11 protein-coding genes and 2 pseudogenes are annotated in these 13,805 nt (G+C 66.3%); 5 read left to right on the top strand and 8 right to left on the bottom strand.

Features of this window, described 5'->3' with window-relative positions:
- Nucleotides 1-267: 267 nt before the first annotated feature.
- Both AB0E91_RS24025 and AB0E91_RS24030 read right to left on the bottom strand, forming a co-directional pair.
- On the bottom strand, nucleotides 268-1,191 hold the full coding sequence (locus AB0E91_RS24025) for a DUF4238 domain-containing protein (protein WP_361785482.1): 924 nt from the start codon (nucleotides 1,189-1,191) through the stop codon (nucleotides 268-270).
- A 155-nt stretch (nucleotides 1,192-1,346) separates the two neighbouring features.
- Complete coding sequence (locus AB0E91_RS24030; RefSeq protein ID WP_361785485.1) at nucleotides 1,347-2,780, bottom strand: hypothetical protein; 1,434 nt, start codon at nucleotides 2,778-2,780, stop codon at nucleotides 1,347-1,349.
- Nucleotides 2,781-2,826: 46 nt separating this feature from the next.
- Between AB0E91_RS24030 and AB0E91_RS24035 the strand changes: the two genes are divergently transcribed.
- Nucleotides 2,827-2,961, top strand: coding sequence for a hypothetical protein (locus AB0E91_RS24035; protein WP_361785488.1), 135 nt, complete (start codon nucleotides 2,827-2,829; stop codon nucleotides 2,959-2,961).
- Nucleotides 2,962-3,075: 114 nt separating this feature from the next.
- Here the strand turns inward: AB0E91_RS24035 and AB0E91_RS24040 are convergent, their stop codons facing one another.
- Nucleotides 3,076-3,699 carry a hypothetical protein gene (locus AB0E91_RS24040; RefSeq protein WP_361785491.1) on the bottom strand — a complete coding sequence of 208 codons (624 nt, stop codon included), beginning with the start codon at nucleotides 3,697-3,699 and terminating at the stop codon, nucleotides 3,076-3,078.
- 225 nt (nucleotides 3,700-3,924) lie between these two features.
- Here AB0E91_RS24040 and AB0E91_RS24045 point away from each other — a divergent pair.
- Nucleotides 3,925-4,733, top strand: a protein-coding gene (locus tag AB0E91_RS24045; protein ID WP_361785494.1) for an IS5 family transposase whose coding sequence is annotated in 2 segments (ribosomal slippage) — nucleotides 3,925-4,264 and nucleotides 4,264-4,733 — 810 coding nt in all. Because the reading frame shifts where the segments join, the coding sequence is not laid out codon by codon here.
- A 370-nt stretch (nucleotides 4,734-5,103) separates the two neighbouring features.
- Nucleotides 5,104-6,185 (top strand): annotated as a pseudogene (locus AB0E91_RS24050) (IS3 family transposase); the annotation flags it as partial.
- Nucleotides 6,186-6,560: 375 nt separating this feature from the next.
- Here AB0E91_RS24050 and AB0E91_RS24055 read toward each other — a convergent pair.
- The 5 genes from AB0E91_RS24055 to AB0E91_RS24075 all read right to left on the bottom strand — a co-directional run bounded on the left by AB0E91_RS24055 (nucleotide 6,561) and on the right by AB0E91_RS24075 (nucleotide 11,672).
- The gene (locus AB0E91_RS24055) at nucleotides 6,561-7,136 is read right to left on the bottom strand and encodes a hypothetical protein (RefSeq protein WP_361785497.1); all 576 of its coding nucleotides are present in this window, start codon (nucleotides 7,134-7,136) and stop codon (nucleotides 6,561-6,563) included.
- A gap of 122 nt (nucleotides 7,137-7,258) precedes the next feature.
- Complete coding sequence (locus AB0E91_RS24060; protein ID WP_361785500.1) at nucleotides 7,259-9,505, bottom strand: hypothetical protein; 2,247 nt, start codon at nucleotides 9,503-9,505, stop codon at nucleotides 7,259-7,261.
- Between the two features lie 54 nt (nucleotides 9,506-9,559).
- Nucleotides 9,560-10,375: a hypothetical protein gene (locus AB0E91_RS24065; protein WP_361785503.1), complete on the bottom strand. Its 816-nt coding sequence runs from the start codon at nucleotides 10,373-10,375 to the stop codon at nucleotides 9,560-9,562.
- Nucleotides 10,376-10,477: 102 nt separating this feature from the next.
- A complete protein-coding gene (locus AB0E91_RS24070; RefSeq protein WP_094216368.1) occupies nucleotides 10,478-11,137 on the bottom strand; it encodes a Crp/Fnr family transcriptional regulator in 660 nt (219 codons plus the stop codon).
- A 43-nt stretch (nucleotides 11,138-11,180) separates the two neighbouring features.
- On the bottom strand, nucleotides 11,181-11,672 hold the full coding sequence (locus AB0E91_RS24075; RefSeq protein WP_361785506.1) for a hypothetical protein: 492 nt from the start codon (nucleotides 11,670-11,672) through the stop codon (nucleotides 11,181-11,183).
- A 723-nt stretch (nucleotides 11,673-12,395) separates the two neighbouring features.
- On the opposite strand from AB0E91_RS24075, the gene AB0E91_RS24080 reads away from it, so the two are divergent.
- Both AB0E91_RS24080 and AB0E91_RS24085 read left to right on the top strand, forming a co-directional pair.
- Nucleotides 12,396-13,151: a hypothetical protein gene (locus AB0E91_RS24080; RefSeq protein ID WP_361785509.1), complete on the top strand. Its 756-nt coding sequence runs from the start codon at nucleotides 12,396-12,398 to the stop codon at nucleotides 13,149-13,151.
- 258 nt (nucleotides 13,152-13,409) lie between these two features.
- Nucleotides 13,410-13,805, top strand: a pseudogene (locus AB0E91_RS24085) (transposase); the annotation flags it as partial.

A 13,805-nucleotide genomic window follows, 5' to 3' on the forward strand; every position in this document is an offset into this window, starting at 1 on the left:
TTCTGCCGCCACCACCTGGACCCGAACACCGGCTCACGCGAAGAGCCACACCTCACGAGCGCGCCCAGACCAGAAAGCCCGGGCGCGCTCGTGAGGCTGGCCCTTCGCGCATCGCCGAACAGACCTCCGCCGGGCCCTCCTCGTCACTCACCAGCCCGCGCAGCGGCGAACGTCCCTGCCACTCCACCGGCCACGACAGGGTCCAGCCCTCATCGTCCGCCTTCAACATGGCTTCCCATGTTCCGCAGGAAAATGGTCCGCCGGCATTCAGTCGTTCGCGCGGTCTGCTTGCCGCTGTCTCGCTTTGGCCCTGGCGAACGTCTCCAGCTCACTTCGAGGGTGCATATAGACGTAACGGTAGGCAGCGAGGATCTGCACAGTGTTGAGCTCGTCGACGACGGTTCCGGGGACGCTGCCCAGCAGGTTTCTTGGTCCCAAGGCCAGCAGGTGCCGGGGACCGATGGGCAGAACGACGGAGTGCGCGTCCCCGAAGGCCATGTTGTACGAGAAGGGCGTCGTGTCCATGCGCACGGACACCCCTGGATTGTCGCCGATCAGGAACTGCCCGCTCTCCGGACTCAACACCTCTACATTCCACTTCGCCGCCATGGCGCGTGCTTTGTTGAAAATGTTCTCGATGCTTGTGCGAAACAGCTTGCCGCTCCCGAAGTCCTGGGTGGCCTCGGACTGCTCGATGAGACGCTCGGCAAAGGAACCGAGGGAGCCGAAACCAGACAGATGAAACCCGGTCTGGCGCAGCGCCTCACGACGGACGTGCTCCGGATACTGCCTGACGAGCTCACTGCGGACATTCACGCTCACAGTCTCGAACGCGCTGGTGTACACGCCGCGGTAGCGGTGCGAGCGCACATAGTGGAGTACGACTAGGTCGCGCAGTACCTCGACGTGCAGGGGGTCGGCGAACGGAGTGCCGGCTTTCACAGCCGCGAGCGCGGCGGGCACGCGTGTCTCCACCGATCCCCACAGATCCTCGGCAGACGCGGAGTCGAACGCAACGAAGTCTTTGGCCGCGCCGCACGCCCCGGGGCCCTTCAGCTTTTGCCGGCGTTCCGGGTTCCACAGGTCGATGGGCAATAGCTGCCGGCCGCTGGCTTTCGGTCCAAGCATCGTGAACTGCCTGAGGAGGACCTGGGAGACGAGGTGCTGCTTGGATATGTGGGCTTCCTTCACCCGCTAGATTCTGTCAAGTGCCCGGCGTACAGTGCCAAGGGTTTGGTCGACCCGTCGTGACGGCTCCGGTATCTGCTACTGCTGACGTTCAGCGCCACGCTGCGACGGCCACAGCGCCCTCACCGACGCGGGCGTAGCCGTGAGCGCCCGTGCGGTCATGTGGACGCAGGGGGCCACATGCGGTTGATGGCCCAGGTGGTCGGTGCCCATTCGGCTGGGATGTTCAGGTCACAGGCATCGCCGGATGTGAGCACGTACGCGGGAAAGATGTCTGGATCCTCGTACGGGACGCGGAGGGAGTCCCACTCGCAGCGCACTTCGAGGGTGTCCGACCATGTCCCCTTCGACAGAGTGAATGTGGCTGTCCAATGAGGATCTCCGCCGCCGTGCTCCACTTCCAGCGCGAGGTCGAAGCCATTGGAAAACGTTGTGGAAACCATACCGTCGTCCAGTAGTTCCAGATCTTCCGCAATACCCGGGATCAGCCTGAGGTTGTCGATGAGCTCGAAGAGCGCATCCGACGGGTCGCTGTAGGCGTGGTTGTCTGCTCGGGTTGCCGTGGCTTGACCAATCTCGGAGCGGGCACGAGTGACCGCGCCGCCATCGAGGGTGAAGCTGAGCACGTCCCGCACCAGGATTTGCGGGATGTTCGATGAGTGGGCAACTAGAGTTCCGTCTTCGTCGATCCGCCAGCTGCTGTACTCGGCTTCGACCAAGAGGAAAACCTCCGCGGTGGCCAGTCCTCTCCGGCTGATCTTCACATCGTTCATACCCACGACGGCTGTGATGTCGCCGAGCTCCACGTCGCGAATCTGGTCGTCTTCCCAATCGCCGAAAAGATCGGTTAGAGCTCCGACCTCGCCCAGAGTCAGGTCCTCATCCGGAGTGCGCCCCGCCTCCAGCGGCTGGCCCACCGCGCCCTGGAGGAACTGCACCAAGGAGTCCCTCGTCTCGTCGCTCGGAGCCTCCAGGACGAAGAGTGTTCCCTGGAGTGCGTGCAAAGGCACCATGTGTGGCTTCGGGAGGCTCCAGCCCTTGAAGGCGTCGTAGACATCTGCGTCCGCCCCTACGATCACGAAGGAGTCGATGCTGCCGTCGGAGGCCCGCAGCACCTGCCTGATCCATGCGCTGTCGGCGGCACCCGTCTTGACGTCACTCTTCTTGTTGGCGGGCGGGCGTATCTGCACCTGGTCACGGAGCGCCTCTACTGCCAGATCACCGTCGAGGGCGATGATCCGGACGGACGGAGCAAGGCTTCGAACGGACGTGTCCACAGCGGCCATCACCTCCGCACGCGAGGAGTAAGGATCGTCGGAGGGGATCCTCAAACCGGCCGCTCGCATAGATCTCCTGGCTCGGTTCGTACTCGCCCGCCAAGCCTCCCAAGACGCGGCGGCGTGTTCCGCAAGTTCCCACAGCACCGGCTCCGGCACCCAGACTTCGAACCCATCATCCGAGGCTCGCTGTGCCCACTCCCGCAGGAGATCCAAGTCGAGCCCACCGCGGGGAAAGGAGTTCGTATCGAAGACGATGGCACGCAGACCATGACGGACCGACTCAGGAAGCGGCGGGTGTTCGCGGGAAGCCATGGGCCAGACCGTATCCGAGCAGATAGATGGAAGCAGAGGGGCTTGGTTGCTCGTCACCGTCGTTCTCGCGGGGAAGGACCCGCACCTCGATCCCCGCGACTACGGCAACGGCTTCCAGCTGACCTGGCATACCCGCACTGTGCCGCTGTGGGGCGGCGCCAGGGCGCCGCGCTGCCGATGAATGACGGCCGCGGCGCCGTCGCCTAACTGATCGTTTCAGAATGAGGTCTGAGAACGCACAGGTGTCCGGCAGTGTTGATTCCCCTGCCGGACACCTGTGTTCCTGCTGCGGCTTTCAGCCGAGGTTGTCCAGGCACGTGCGGTAGGCGTCGCGGGCGGGCCGCACTTTCTGATGCGCCTCGGCCTGCTCGGACCGGGCCCTGTCCAGATCTGTTTGGCGGGCCTCGACGTTCGGGGCTTCCGTCGCCTTGCGTACGGTCTCGGAGTACGCGCGCAGGATCGACGTCATGTGTCGGACGTTTCGGGCGGTGAAGTCGTCGACCTTGTGGTCGGTGAGGGCCTTGTCGGCGGCGTCGGCCAGCTTCACCGCAGCGTCGGCGGTCGCGGCCGGATCGTACTTCTCGGCAGCCTGCGAGAGTGCGTAGTTCTCGTCCGCGAGATCGAACATGGCACGCCTGGCTTCGTCAGAGGGGGTGCTTTGCAGGAAGTCCACGATCTGCCGCCCCTGCGCGGCTGCCTTGTCGAGCGTGGTGCGGTCGCCGCGGGCCCGGTCGAGGGCCTGCTCAGCCTCGGTGACCTTGGCCTCGGCATCCTCCTGGGCGTTCTGGGCGTCGAGGTAGGCGATGTTCTTCTTCGTGCAGGGCGGGGCCTGAGCGGCGGCGAGCGCCTGGGACGGGGCGAGAGCGGTCAGAACGGATACGGCCATGAGGGCCGCGGTAGCGGAGGCGCGGATCTTCACGGTGAGGACTCCATGATCGGGCGTTCGGTGTGCGTGGTGATCAACGAGCGAGTCCCGAGGAGGAATCGATTCTCCGGAGCGCGGAGATCAGTTCGGACAGCTCCTGCAAGGGGATCACGCACGCTTCTTCGGCAAGGCGGCAACCGGCAGTCACGGCTTGTTCGTTTCAGGGTGGGTTGAGCCGTGGGTCTTGCGCTCGTCGATCGTGGTCGGCAGGGTGTCCGGGTGCGTGCTGATCTTGTTTCGGACGACTTGTGGGAGCGGGTGGCCCCGCTGCTGCCACCTGCTCCCGAACGGCGCCACCGTCATCCCGGGCGGTGTCGCGTTCCGGACCGGGCAGCTCTCGCCGGCATCCTGTACGTCCTGCGGACCGGCGTCGCCTGGCGCGACGTCCCCGCTGAGACCGTGGGCTGCTCCGGAGTCACGGCCTGGCGTCGACTGCGGGACTGGACTGAGGCCGGTGTCTGGCCACGCCTGCACGCAACCCTGCTCGCCGAGCTGCGCCGCGCCGGCCTGCTGAACCTGGACGACTGCTCCGTGGACGGCTCGCACATCCGGGCCCTCAAAGGGGGGACCACGTCGGGCCTTCATCCGTCGACCGTGCCCGCCCAGGCTCCAAGCACCACCTGATCGTCGACCGCCACGGAACCCCGCTCGCCGTCACCCTCACCGGCGGCAACCGGCACGACGTCACCCAGCTCGTGCCCCTGTTGGACGCCGTGCCGCCGATCCGGGGCCTACGGGGACGCCCCCGCTGCAAGCCGCGGCGCCTGTACGCCGACCGGGGCTACGACTTCGACAAGTACCGCCGCCTGCTGTGGAAGCGCGGCATCAAACCGCTGATCGCCCGACGCGGCATCGCCCACAGTTCCGGACTGGGCAAGGTGCGCTGGGTCGTAGAACGCGCCTTCGCCTGGCTGCACCAGTTCAAACGACTCCGCATCCGCTACGAACGACGCGCTGACCTCCATCAGGGTCTGCTCGAACTGGCCTGCAGCCTCATATGCCTCCGCCGCCTCCGAACCTCATTCTGATACCACCAGTAAGTGTGGCCGTGGTTGGCGTACTGCTGGGGGTGGCCGGCTGCTCGGCCGGCGGTGAGGCGTCGTCTTCGGCTCCAAGTCCCCCGACGCAATCGCGAGGCGACGTGCTGCACGAGGCGCTGCAGAATCCAGGCAACGTGGACGTGGCGGCGTGGGGCGGAGCGAGTGTGAAGGCGGTGGATGCTGGGGCTCGGGCAGTGTGCGCAGACGTCCAGTCGCACAACTACCCGACGGCTGCGGTATGGGGGAGGGGTCTGCTGCACGATCGGGTGACATCTGAACTGGCTTGCCCTGTGGGGCGGGTGGGAAGGATGTCGCTGTGCCCAAGCCATACCCGGAAGAGTTCCGCCAGGACGTCGAGCAGGTGGCCGCCGACTTCGGAGTGCACGCGATGACGCTGTGGAAGTGGATGCGTCGCGCGGACATCGACGACGGGACGAAGCCCGGGACGACCAGCCAGGAGAACGCAGAACTGCGGGAAGCGCGTCAGCGGATCAGGCTGCTGGAGCAGGAGAACGAGGTCCTGCGGCGGGCCGCGGCCTACTTGTCGCAGGCGCATCTGCCGGGAAAAGGATCTACCCGCTCGTGAAAGAGCTGGCCACGGGCGGGATTCCTGTGACGGTCACGTGCCGGGTCCTGAAGCTCTCCCGCCAGCCCTACTATCGCTGGCTCGATCGTCCGGTGGCTGATGCCGAGTTCGAGCAGGCGACGCGTGCGAACGCGTTGTTCGACGCCCACCGTGAGGGCCCGGAGTTCGGCTACCGGTTCCTGGCCGACGAGGCCCGCGGCTCGGGAGCCGCGATGGCCGACCGGACCGCGTGGCGGATCTGCCGGGACAACGGCTGGTGGAGCGTGTTCGGAAAGAAACGGGGCCGGGGCAGGAAGGCCGGCCCGCCGGTGCATGACGACCTCGTCCGTCGCGACTTCACCGCCGACGGCCCGAACCGCCTGTGGCTCACTGCCATCACCGAACACGCCCCAGCGGAAAGCAAGTTGTATGTCTGTGCGATCAAGGACGCCTTCAGCAAGAGGATCGTGGGCTATTCGATCGACACGTGGATGAAGTCTCGCCTGGCCGTCGCAGCCCTTGACAACGCTATTGCCCGGCGTGGACACGTCGCCGGGTGCATTCTGCACAGCGATCGCGGATCCCGGTTCCGGTCGCGGAAGTTCGTGCGGGCGCTCGATCGGCACCGGATCGTCGGATCGATAGGGAGGGTCGGCGCGGCGGGCGACAACGCGGCCATGGAGTCCTTCTTCAGCCTGCTGCAGAAGAACGTCCTCGACCGCCGGTCGTGGGCCACCCGCGAGGAACTGCGGATCGCGATCGTGACCTGGATCGAGCGGACCTACCACCGCCGCCGCAGACAAGCCTCGCTCGGCCGGCTGACCCCCATCGAATTCGCGACCGTCATGACCGCACCGGCTCTCCGGGCCGTGTGACCGAACCTGTCACCCAAACCTGCACCAGACCCGAGCGTTTGGACGCGCCCCTGACCATTGCCGCATGAACGTCCTTCGCCCTGTCCTCATGGACAGGGCGAAGGTGTTTGTGTGTTTGCAGAGACGTCGGTCAGGCGCGCCGGTCGGTCGGCTCGTCGTTTCTCGGCGCGGCCAAGCGCGACTGAGCACTGGATGCTTGGTCGGGTGCGGTGCTTCGGTGGCCGTGTAGTCGATAGACCATGTCGTCGGGACAACGGTCCAGGCGGGCCCGGCGCCAGGCGACGTCGTAGGACAGGGGTGTTGCGCTGCGCCGTTGAATGAACAGGGCTCGGAGGCTGGTTAGGGGTGCCAGCAGCATCCGCCACAGGGCGAGCTTCATGGGTGCGCCCTTCGGGGTGCTCCGTCAGACCCGGACATGTCCACTGCTGCGATGCCGCTGGGGAGACTGCCGCCGTTGAGAGCCTTAAGGGAGTCGGACAGTACGAGCATGGCCTGCTGTCGCTTCTCAATGTTCGTGAACCCTTGGCCGACCTGCTCCCATTGCTGCAGGAGCGGGAACCACCAGCGGTCGCAGGAGTAGATCAGGCGCGCAAGGCGCTGGAGTTCGGCAACATGCTCGTCGCCCAGGGCGCCGGGGGCGTGGTGTTCGAGTTGGTCCAGGACGACGAGGTCCGGGTGGTCGTAGAGGTTGTCCTTCAAGAAGCGCAGGCGGCGGACGCGTTGCTCGTCCGCTGCCCGCTGGGCCAGCAGCTCCTGTGCTGCGCTGGGCAGACCGAGAGTCGCCTTGACGTTCAGCAGGCAGTAGTTCGGGGCACGGCGGGGTAGAGTGCCGAGAGCCGCGTTGACGACATCCTGTGCGGCGGGCACGTCCGAGGCGCGCAGACGTACAGCTGTCTCGGTCGCCGTGGCATGCACGGTGGCGCGTACCGTCTCCTCCACGCTGGGAGGCACCCGCCATAGTGGTCGCCAGGTGATTGTGTATAGGGCCTCGAAGGCGATGCCATCGGTGGCACTGGGCAGCAATCGTGGCTGGGCAGACCTGCTTGTACGGACGGCGCGGCGCCATGGCCACCTCATACGAGGTTCTCTTCGAGCGGGAAGACCGTGCGCACACGGCTGTCGACGAGGTGGTTGTAGAAGTCGTCGGCCACGCTGAAACCCTCAACGGTGGAGATGCCGCGCAGCCCGCTCATGAACCTCCAGCCGGCCTCGAACATGTTGTGGCCCCGCAGCGCCGGCAGAAGCTGGTCGCGCAACTGCATATAGGCGCTGGGATCGTCGGCACAAGCACGAATCCAGTCCGTCAGACGCGAGGTGACCTCGGCGGCGGTCTCCGAAGAGGACAGCAGGTCGTGGACGCCGCGCTGTACGTCGATGTCCGTGGGAGGGGTGTCCACGAGCCACGGCGTGCCGTCGTGGCCGAGGGTCATCAATGCTAGGAAGGCCAGGGCGCCGCTGCGAGCGGAGGAGACCTTGCCCCTCTGCCAGCTCACGACTTCACCGGCCAGTCGCAGGGCGACGGTGGGGTGAAGGACCAGAGAGTCGAAGGCAGCCTGGACTTGGCCGATCACGGTGCCGGAGGTGTTCTTGTGCGTGACCCGGCGCAGGCGCACCATTGCCCGCTTGGCCAGAGAAGTGGCGACGGAGGAGTCCTCCAGGATGCGTCGGCACAGTGTAATCACCGCGGGCGCGTAACTCTCCTTCTCTGCCCATCCGTACAGCGCCTCCCACGCCAGGCGTCCCACGTGTTCGTTATGCACGGCACGTTCCATGACCGCACCAAGCACCTTGGGATGACTGCTGCCGACCAGGGCGCCCAGTGTCGTGAGGTAGTCCACTGACCCGTGCCGCACGGTGAGCTCGGCCAACGCAGCCACCGCGTTGTCTTCCGGATCGGCGCTTTGAGCCGTCGCGACGAGCCAGGTCAGCAAGGGCTCACGCATGACGTCGTAGTTGTCCCAGACATACTCCAGCACGGCGCGTCCATAAGCAGGCCGGTCGAAGACCACGGTGTCCTGCAGGTCAACTTCACCCCCGACATCCTGGATGCGCCGACGCATTCCCCGTCCGGCCAGCGCACTGAGGGGCGGTGAGAATTTTGCTGCTGCGCCGGGAGCGTCGGGGGCGTCGCCGATGGCTTTCAGCAGAGCGGCCGCACTGCGCGCGACGACGGGCATGGGTGCCGTCTGCTGCACAGCTAGGGCCAGCAGCAGACAGCGGTCCTCCACGGTGAGTGAGGGGTTGTCGTGGGCGTACAGGCTGTTCATCTCGCCGAACCGGCCGTCGAGTTCGCCGCGCCAGTCGGTCAGAGCCGCGATGATGCGTTCTTCCAGCGTGGCCGGGGTTCCGCCGTCGGAGTCTGCCCGCACTCGCGACTGCTGGGAGCCGACGTGGATATGTTCCTTCCAAGCCGTCACGGCGGAGTACGCGGCCCGTACGGCGGCCACTGCCGTCAGTCCGCGCAAGGAAGCCGTGGCCTTGGGGAAGGAGCAAAGCGATGTGACCAGCTGTCCGTAGCCGTTGGCGTCCAGATGCGCCTCTACGACTTCCTGGGCATCGGGAGCCTCGTGCAGATGAACCACTTGGATGCCGTCGCGATCGCTGAGACGGTGATCCTTCCACAGGTCCTGTGCCACGGTCAGCGCCAGATAGGAACCGCAACCCCGGAGGTGGGCGGCGTGTTCCGACAGCGCGTCGAGGAAGTCGGCCGATACCTGATCTTTCGCCGGGTGCTTGAGGTCAAGCTGGTAGGCGTGCGCGATCTCCAGCGGCAGGCGTCCTTTGCTGGGGGTCTTCCAGTCTGCGTCCAACTTGACCAGGGTGGCGTCGTGAGCAGTGTGCTCGGCCAGAAGCCGCAGTGCGAGGGTTGTCGAGCCGTATGAGCGGGGCGCGACGATGATGATCACGGGCTGGTGGGGGCGGCTGGTGGCGGGATTGACGATCTGCTCCCAGATCGTGTTCCAGTGCGCGCTGCGAACGAACGGCTGATCGAGCAGTCGCTCGCGACTTTGCTCGACGCCCTCTAGTAAGTCCTGCTTTCGGGTCTCAAGGATCAGCTGTTTGATGTGGTGGGCGACGACATCGGGGTTCCCATACACGTGTGTCGCCCGGTCTTGCGTTTCATGCACGCGATGCGCGGGAGAGGCGGCATCCGGTGGTAGGGGAGCGAGGGAAGGAGATGGGGCGTCAGGGGTCGCGTCCCGTCGGTCGGGAGCGCCGGATCCGGGGCGCAAGCGATGCAGCCAGCCGCCGGAGCCGTTGGACTGGTTCTCGGTAGCTTCGCTGGTCGGTTGGATGGGGTCGAACGGCACGTCAGACATACGAGTGCTCCAGGGTGAGTGTGGGAAGTGTGGGAGGACGGAAGGCCAGGCGACTCACCGCTGGCGGCGATCGATTCGCAGGGTGTCGATGCTGTTGGCGATCGTGGCGTCGCTGACCTGACCGTGGAACTGGAACGTGCCGCCGCTGCCGGAAACCGGTGTCACTGACGCGTCGCTCGGCTGCGCGGTGGAGGAGGGAGCAGCGGCCGGTGATGCGGCGTCCGTGACGTAGGGGCGTACGGCCGGCCCGGTCAGGCCCGGCACATGAATCCGGCAAGGCTGCTCGAAGCCGGGCTTGTCGCCGACGCGGGCAACCGCCTCAAGGAAGTGGTGTGGGCCCAGATCCTGCGTGCGGCCCGCGTGCACGGTGCGCTGGTAGACGATCTCAGAGAGCGCGGCAGCAAGGAAGCCGTCACTGTCCTTCGCGGCCGACAGAGCCTGGCGGGTCGCCTGGCTGTCGAGCAGCCGGGTGGTGTCATTGATGGCGTCACCGCGGTGGTCGGGCAGGGACAGCGGGCCGACGTGCACACTGGCCCGCAGCCGCAGGACGGGACTACTGGCCAGCCGCTGCCGCTCGTAGCGCACCAGAGCCGCATCGAGCCGGCCGAGCAGCGGGTCCACGAGACGTGCCAGCACCGAGGGCGGGAACAGCAGGATCGCCCCGTCGCCACTGTCCTTGTAGCCGCCGGGGAGTTCCTGTGGGTCGGGTAGCTGACATTCGGCGAGCACAGTCGCCACGATGTCGTCCACGTCGCACCGGGCGGCGGCCATCTTCGCCTCGGGGATCTGGCTGTACTTCTCCATGTCGATCGCCACAAGGGCGAGTTCGGCGGGCACATCCAGGGGCTCTGCGTGCAGCGGCGCATCCATTGAGCACCGTCCTTTCAGCACAGGCGGTCAGGGAAGTGCCCATGCTGATCGGGCGGGACGGCCGCCGCTGCCCAGTAGTGGGCACGCCTGAAGTGCGGCCCGTCACGCCTGCGTACGCGCGTGCAACTGAATCGAATGGATGTCGCGAACGAGGAGCCCACCGCTGGAGGTGGTGCGGACCCAATCCTGCTCACGCCAGGGCTTGAGTGCGTTGACCACCGCGTTGCGGGAAGCGCCAATCATCTGAGACAGCTCCGTCTGGGTCAGACGCACGGCAAGATCCGAAGCCGAAGCGGATGCGGCCTCGACCAGCCGCGACAGAGCCGATGCCAGACGGAGCGGCACAGACGCAGTGGCCAGTTCGAGCCGCACGGCCTCGGATTCCCTAACTCGGGCGATGGCATGGCGCAGGAGCGGGGCCAGCAGATCATGCTCCTCAACGAACGTGAGGAAAGCGGCAGCCGGGATGATGCGGATCTGACAGGACTCGGCGGCGATGACCGTGGCCGTGCGAGGCTGGGAGTCCAACACGGCCAGTTCACCGAGTAACTCACCGGCGCCGCGCACGGCAAGAAGCGTCCTCTCTCCGCAGACCCCGGCCAGGGTGATCAGCGTTGACCCGGACTCCAGCACGATCACGTGAGTTGCTGGATCTCCCTGCCGGAGCAGCACACTCCGAGCCGGCCTGACGCGCTGCGGTGCGAGCGCCTTCAGACGTGCCCATAACTTGTCGCCGATCACCGTGGCATGCGGCTGATACACGCGTCCCCCTGCTATGCGGCCCCAACACACTTAGGTGATCGTCTCAACTAACCAGAATGTTGCTCAATAGACACATTCCAGCCATCAGGAGTGCTGCTAGGGCAAAGTCGACGGCCAGGCGGGCCGCTCGCAGCTTCCTGTCCGCCAGCCAGGCCAGCACTCGTAGTCGGCGGCCCTCGACATGCCGTTCAAGCTCCCCACGAGCAGTCGTACTCACACCGGCCCGGTCGTGTACGAGTGCCTCGCCCATCAATTCGGTATGCAGCCCCGCCCTTGGGACCACGGGCCGCAGCGCGAGCAGCGCAGCCCCTATCGCGGCCATCAGCAACAGACACATCAGGACAAGGGAAAACACCGCGATGGGGGGCATGCCGTGTGCACTCGACAGCACGGCAACCCCTGCAGCCAGCAGGCCACCGGCTATTCCGCACAACGCCGTTGCTTTTGTATCGGCCCTCTGCGCCTCGGCGAAGGCGCGTTCAGCGTGCCCTTTCAGCCGGTCCATCTCCGTCGGAATACTGCCTGGCTCGCGCATGCCGTCCCACACCCCTCCGCGGCCGTCGCCTGCTTGTCGTGGCAGTTGCCAGCCTGCTCTCAGCTGACGAGGATTGATGCCAACCGCAGGGCATGAGGAGGGGTAGGTTCCTCACTCCATGGCCTTCCGTGGGGCGTAGTCACGGGGATGTGGGTCGACGTCGGCGGGGCGGCGCCAGCGCCTACCGCGGGCTGAGCCTCGTTGGGCGGAGGCCAGCTCATGCCTCGGCCGTGACGCTCGTTTGACGCTCCGAGCGTCCGTGGGGTCCTTCGGCGGGGCTGTAAATGGCGGCTGACCTGCGAATACGTCAGGTCCTCCCCCTTCTGACGTCTTTCCGATGACCCACCACGTGGAGTGCGTCGCGATCCTTGAGCCTGCCGAAAAGGGCCGCTGACCTGCGGTTTTAGCGGGTGTGTGTGATGTGCGCTATGTGCATTACGGGCGATATCTTGACGCTGAAATGACGCCCGTGGAGGTGTCTTGACGCTCATTTGACGCTCGTTCTGATGGGGCGTCAGGCGGGCTGTGAAGCTGGTCAGGTGGTCTGCTGAGTCAGCCAATGAGGCAAGTCTGCTTGGAATCTTGCGAAGCGGAGCGACCCTTCCCGCTGTTTGATGGCTCGAGGGCGAGCGCGGTTCGTGGAGTTGGGAACGCGGCCCGAGTGCGGCGGTGCGTATCGGTCATCCGGTACTGCGCCACCGACCGGTCGGCGTCCGTTCTTGCGTGGTCGCCGTCGTGTGCGTCGAACGGTCGGCCGAAATCCTCACCGCCCGCGTGCAGATCAGTCGAGTCCAGCAGCTGTGGTCGGGGCCGAAAAGTACGGGGTGGCAGACTTCGGCGCACGGCGCGCTGCTGGGGCGTGCTGGGGAGGGGCGGTGCATGCCGAACGAACCGGGGGCGCTGGAGACGCTGGTGCTTGCGCTGGCGACATCGCTGGTCACGACGGTGGGAACCGGGTGGCTCGTGGCTCCCAGGCTGGAGGCCCGCAAGCGGCGGATCGGCGAGCTTCATCAGGCCCGGGACAAGTTTCTGGCGTCGATGCTCAAGATCGTCTCAGCGGGGGGCCGGCTGCTCGCGGTGGAGGAGCCCGCCGTCGGCGATCCGGGGTGGACGGACGTGATGCGCGACCGTGTCAGGTCGGAGCGGGCCCGGTGGATGACTCAGCTCGACGACTCGACCATGTGGATGGTCGACAACCTGGAAAGCTACCTACCGACCTGGCCGTCCGACGTCCTGCGCACGATGATCGGTACCTACGTGACGCAGGCCCGCGCGGTGGTGATCTCCGAGCGCCAAGACAATCGGAAGGCCGAGTTGCTGGTCGAGCTCACCGATCCGGTGTGGGAAGTCTTCGGCTCCCGGGGCTGGCAGCGTGGGCCCCGGCTCCTGCCACGGTCACTCGAACGCCTCACGGCCACCCTCGATGCGATCGGGGCCGAGGTCGATCGTCAGCTCGACACCCCCGCCCCGACTCCCTGACGGCGCGTCCGTGAGCAGGCGGTCGGCGGGCTCAGCCCAGCCCGTGCACCAGACGGGCGACGGACGGTCAAGGAGGCCGTTCGGCGCGCATCTGCGCGAGCCACTCGGCCCTTGTGTTGCACGCACCCCGTGATGTGGGTCAGGGCGAAGCCGTCGTCGAGTAGATCGTTGAGAGTGCCGGTGTCGCCGTCCATCATCGCTTACAGCAGCTAACACAATGAGGTGACTCGGCCCTGATGGCCGTGTCGAGGAAGGTAGTTGAGCGTTCGCCTGGTGTGGGGACGTCGCCGTGGATCGTGTCGGATGAGTTGTGGGACCTCCTGGAGCCGCTGCTGCCGCTGCGCGAGCGGCGCCTTCGGTACCCCGGCCGCAAGCCGCTGCCAGACCGGCAGGTGTTGTGCGGGATCCTGTACGTGCTGCACACCGGGATCCAATGGGAGTACCTGCCGCAAGGTCTCGGCTTCGGCTCGGGCATGACGTGCTGGCGCCGCTTGCGGGACTGGAACCAGGCCGGCGTCTGGCAGCGGCTGCACGAGGTCCTGCTGGCCGAACTGAACGCGGCCTCGCGGCTGGACTGGTCCCGCTGCGTGGTCGACTCCTCCCACGTCAGGGCGCTAAAAGGGGGAGCCAGACGGGCCCCTCGCCGGTTGATCG

This window comes from Streptomyces sp. NPDC026659, from assembly GCF_040638245.1.
In the GTDB taxonomy this organism is placed as follows: Bacteria; Actinomycetota; Actinomycetes; order Streptomycetales; family Streptomycetaceae; genus Streptomyces.

What these genes read in the sequence shown, in the direction of transcription:
- AB0E91_RS24060 (WP_361785500.1), bottom strand. Translation starts at nt 9,505, where the DNA reads ATGTCTGACGTGCCGTTCGACCCCATCCAACCGACCAGCGAAGCTACC.
- AB0E91_RS24030 (WP_361785485.1), bottom strand. Translation starts at nt 2,780, where the DNA reads ATGGCTTCCCGCGAACACCCGCCGCTTCCTGAGTCGGTCCGTCATGGT.
- AB0E91_RS24075 (WP_361785506.1), bottom strand. Translation starts at nt 11,672, where the DNA reads ATGCGCGAGCCAGGCAGTATTCCGACGGAGATGGACCGGCTGAAAGGG.
- AB0E91_RS24065 (WP_361785503.1), bottom strand. Translation starts at nt 10,375, where the DNA reads ATGGATGCGCCGCTGCACGCAGAGCCCCTGGATGTGCCCGCCGAACTC.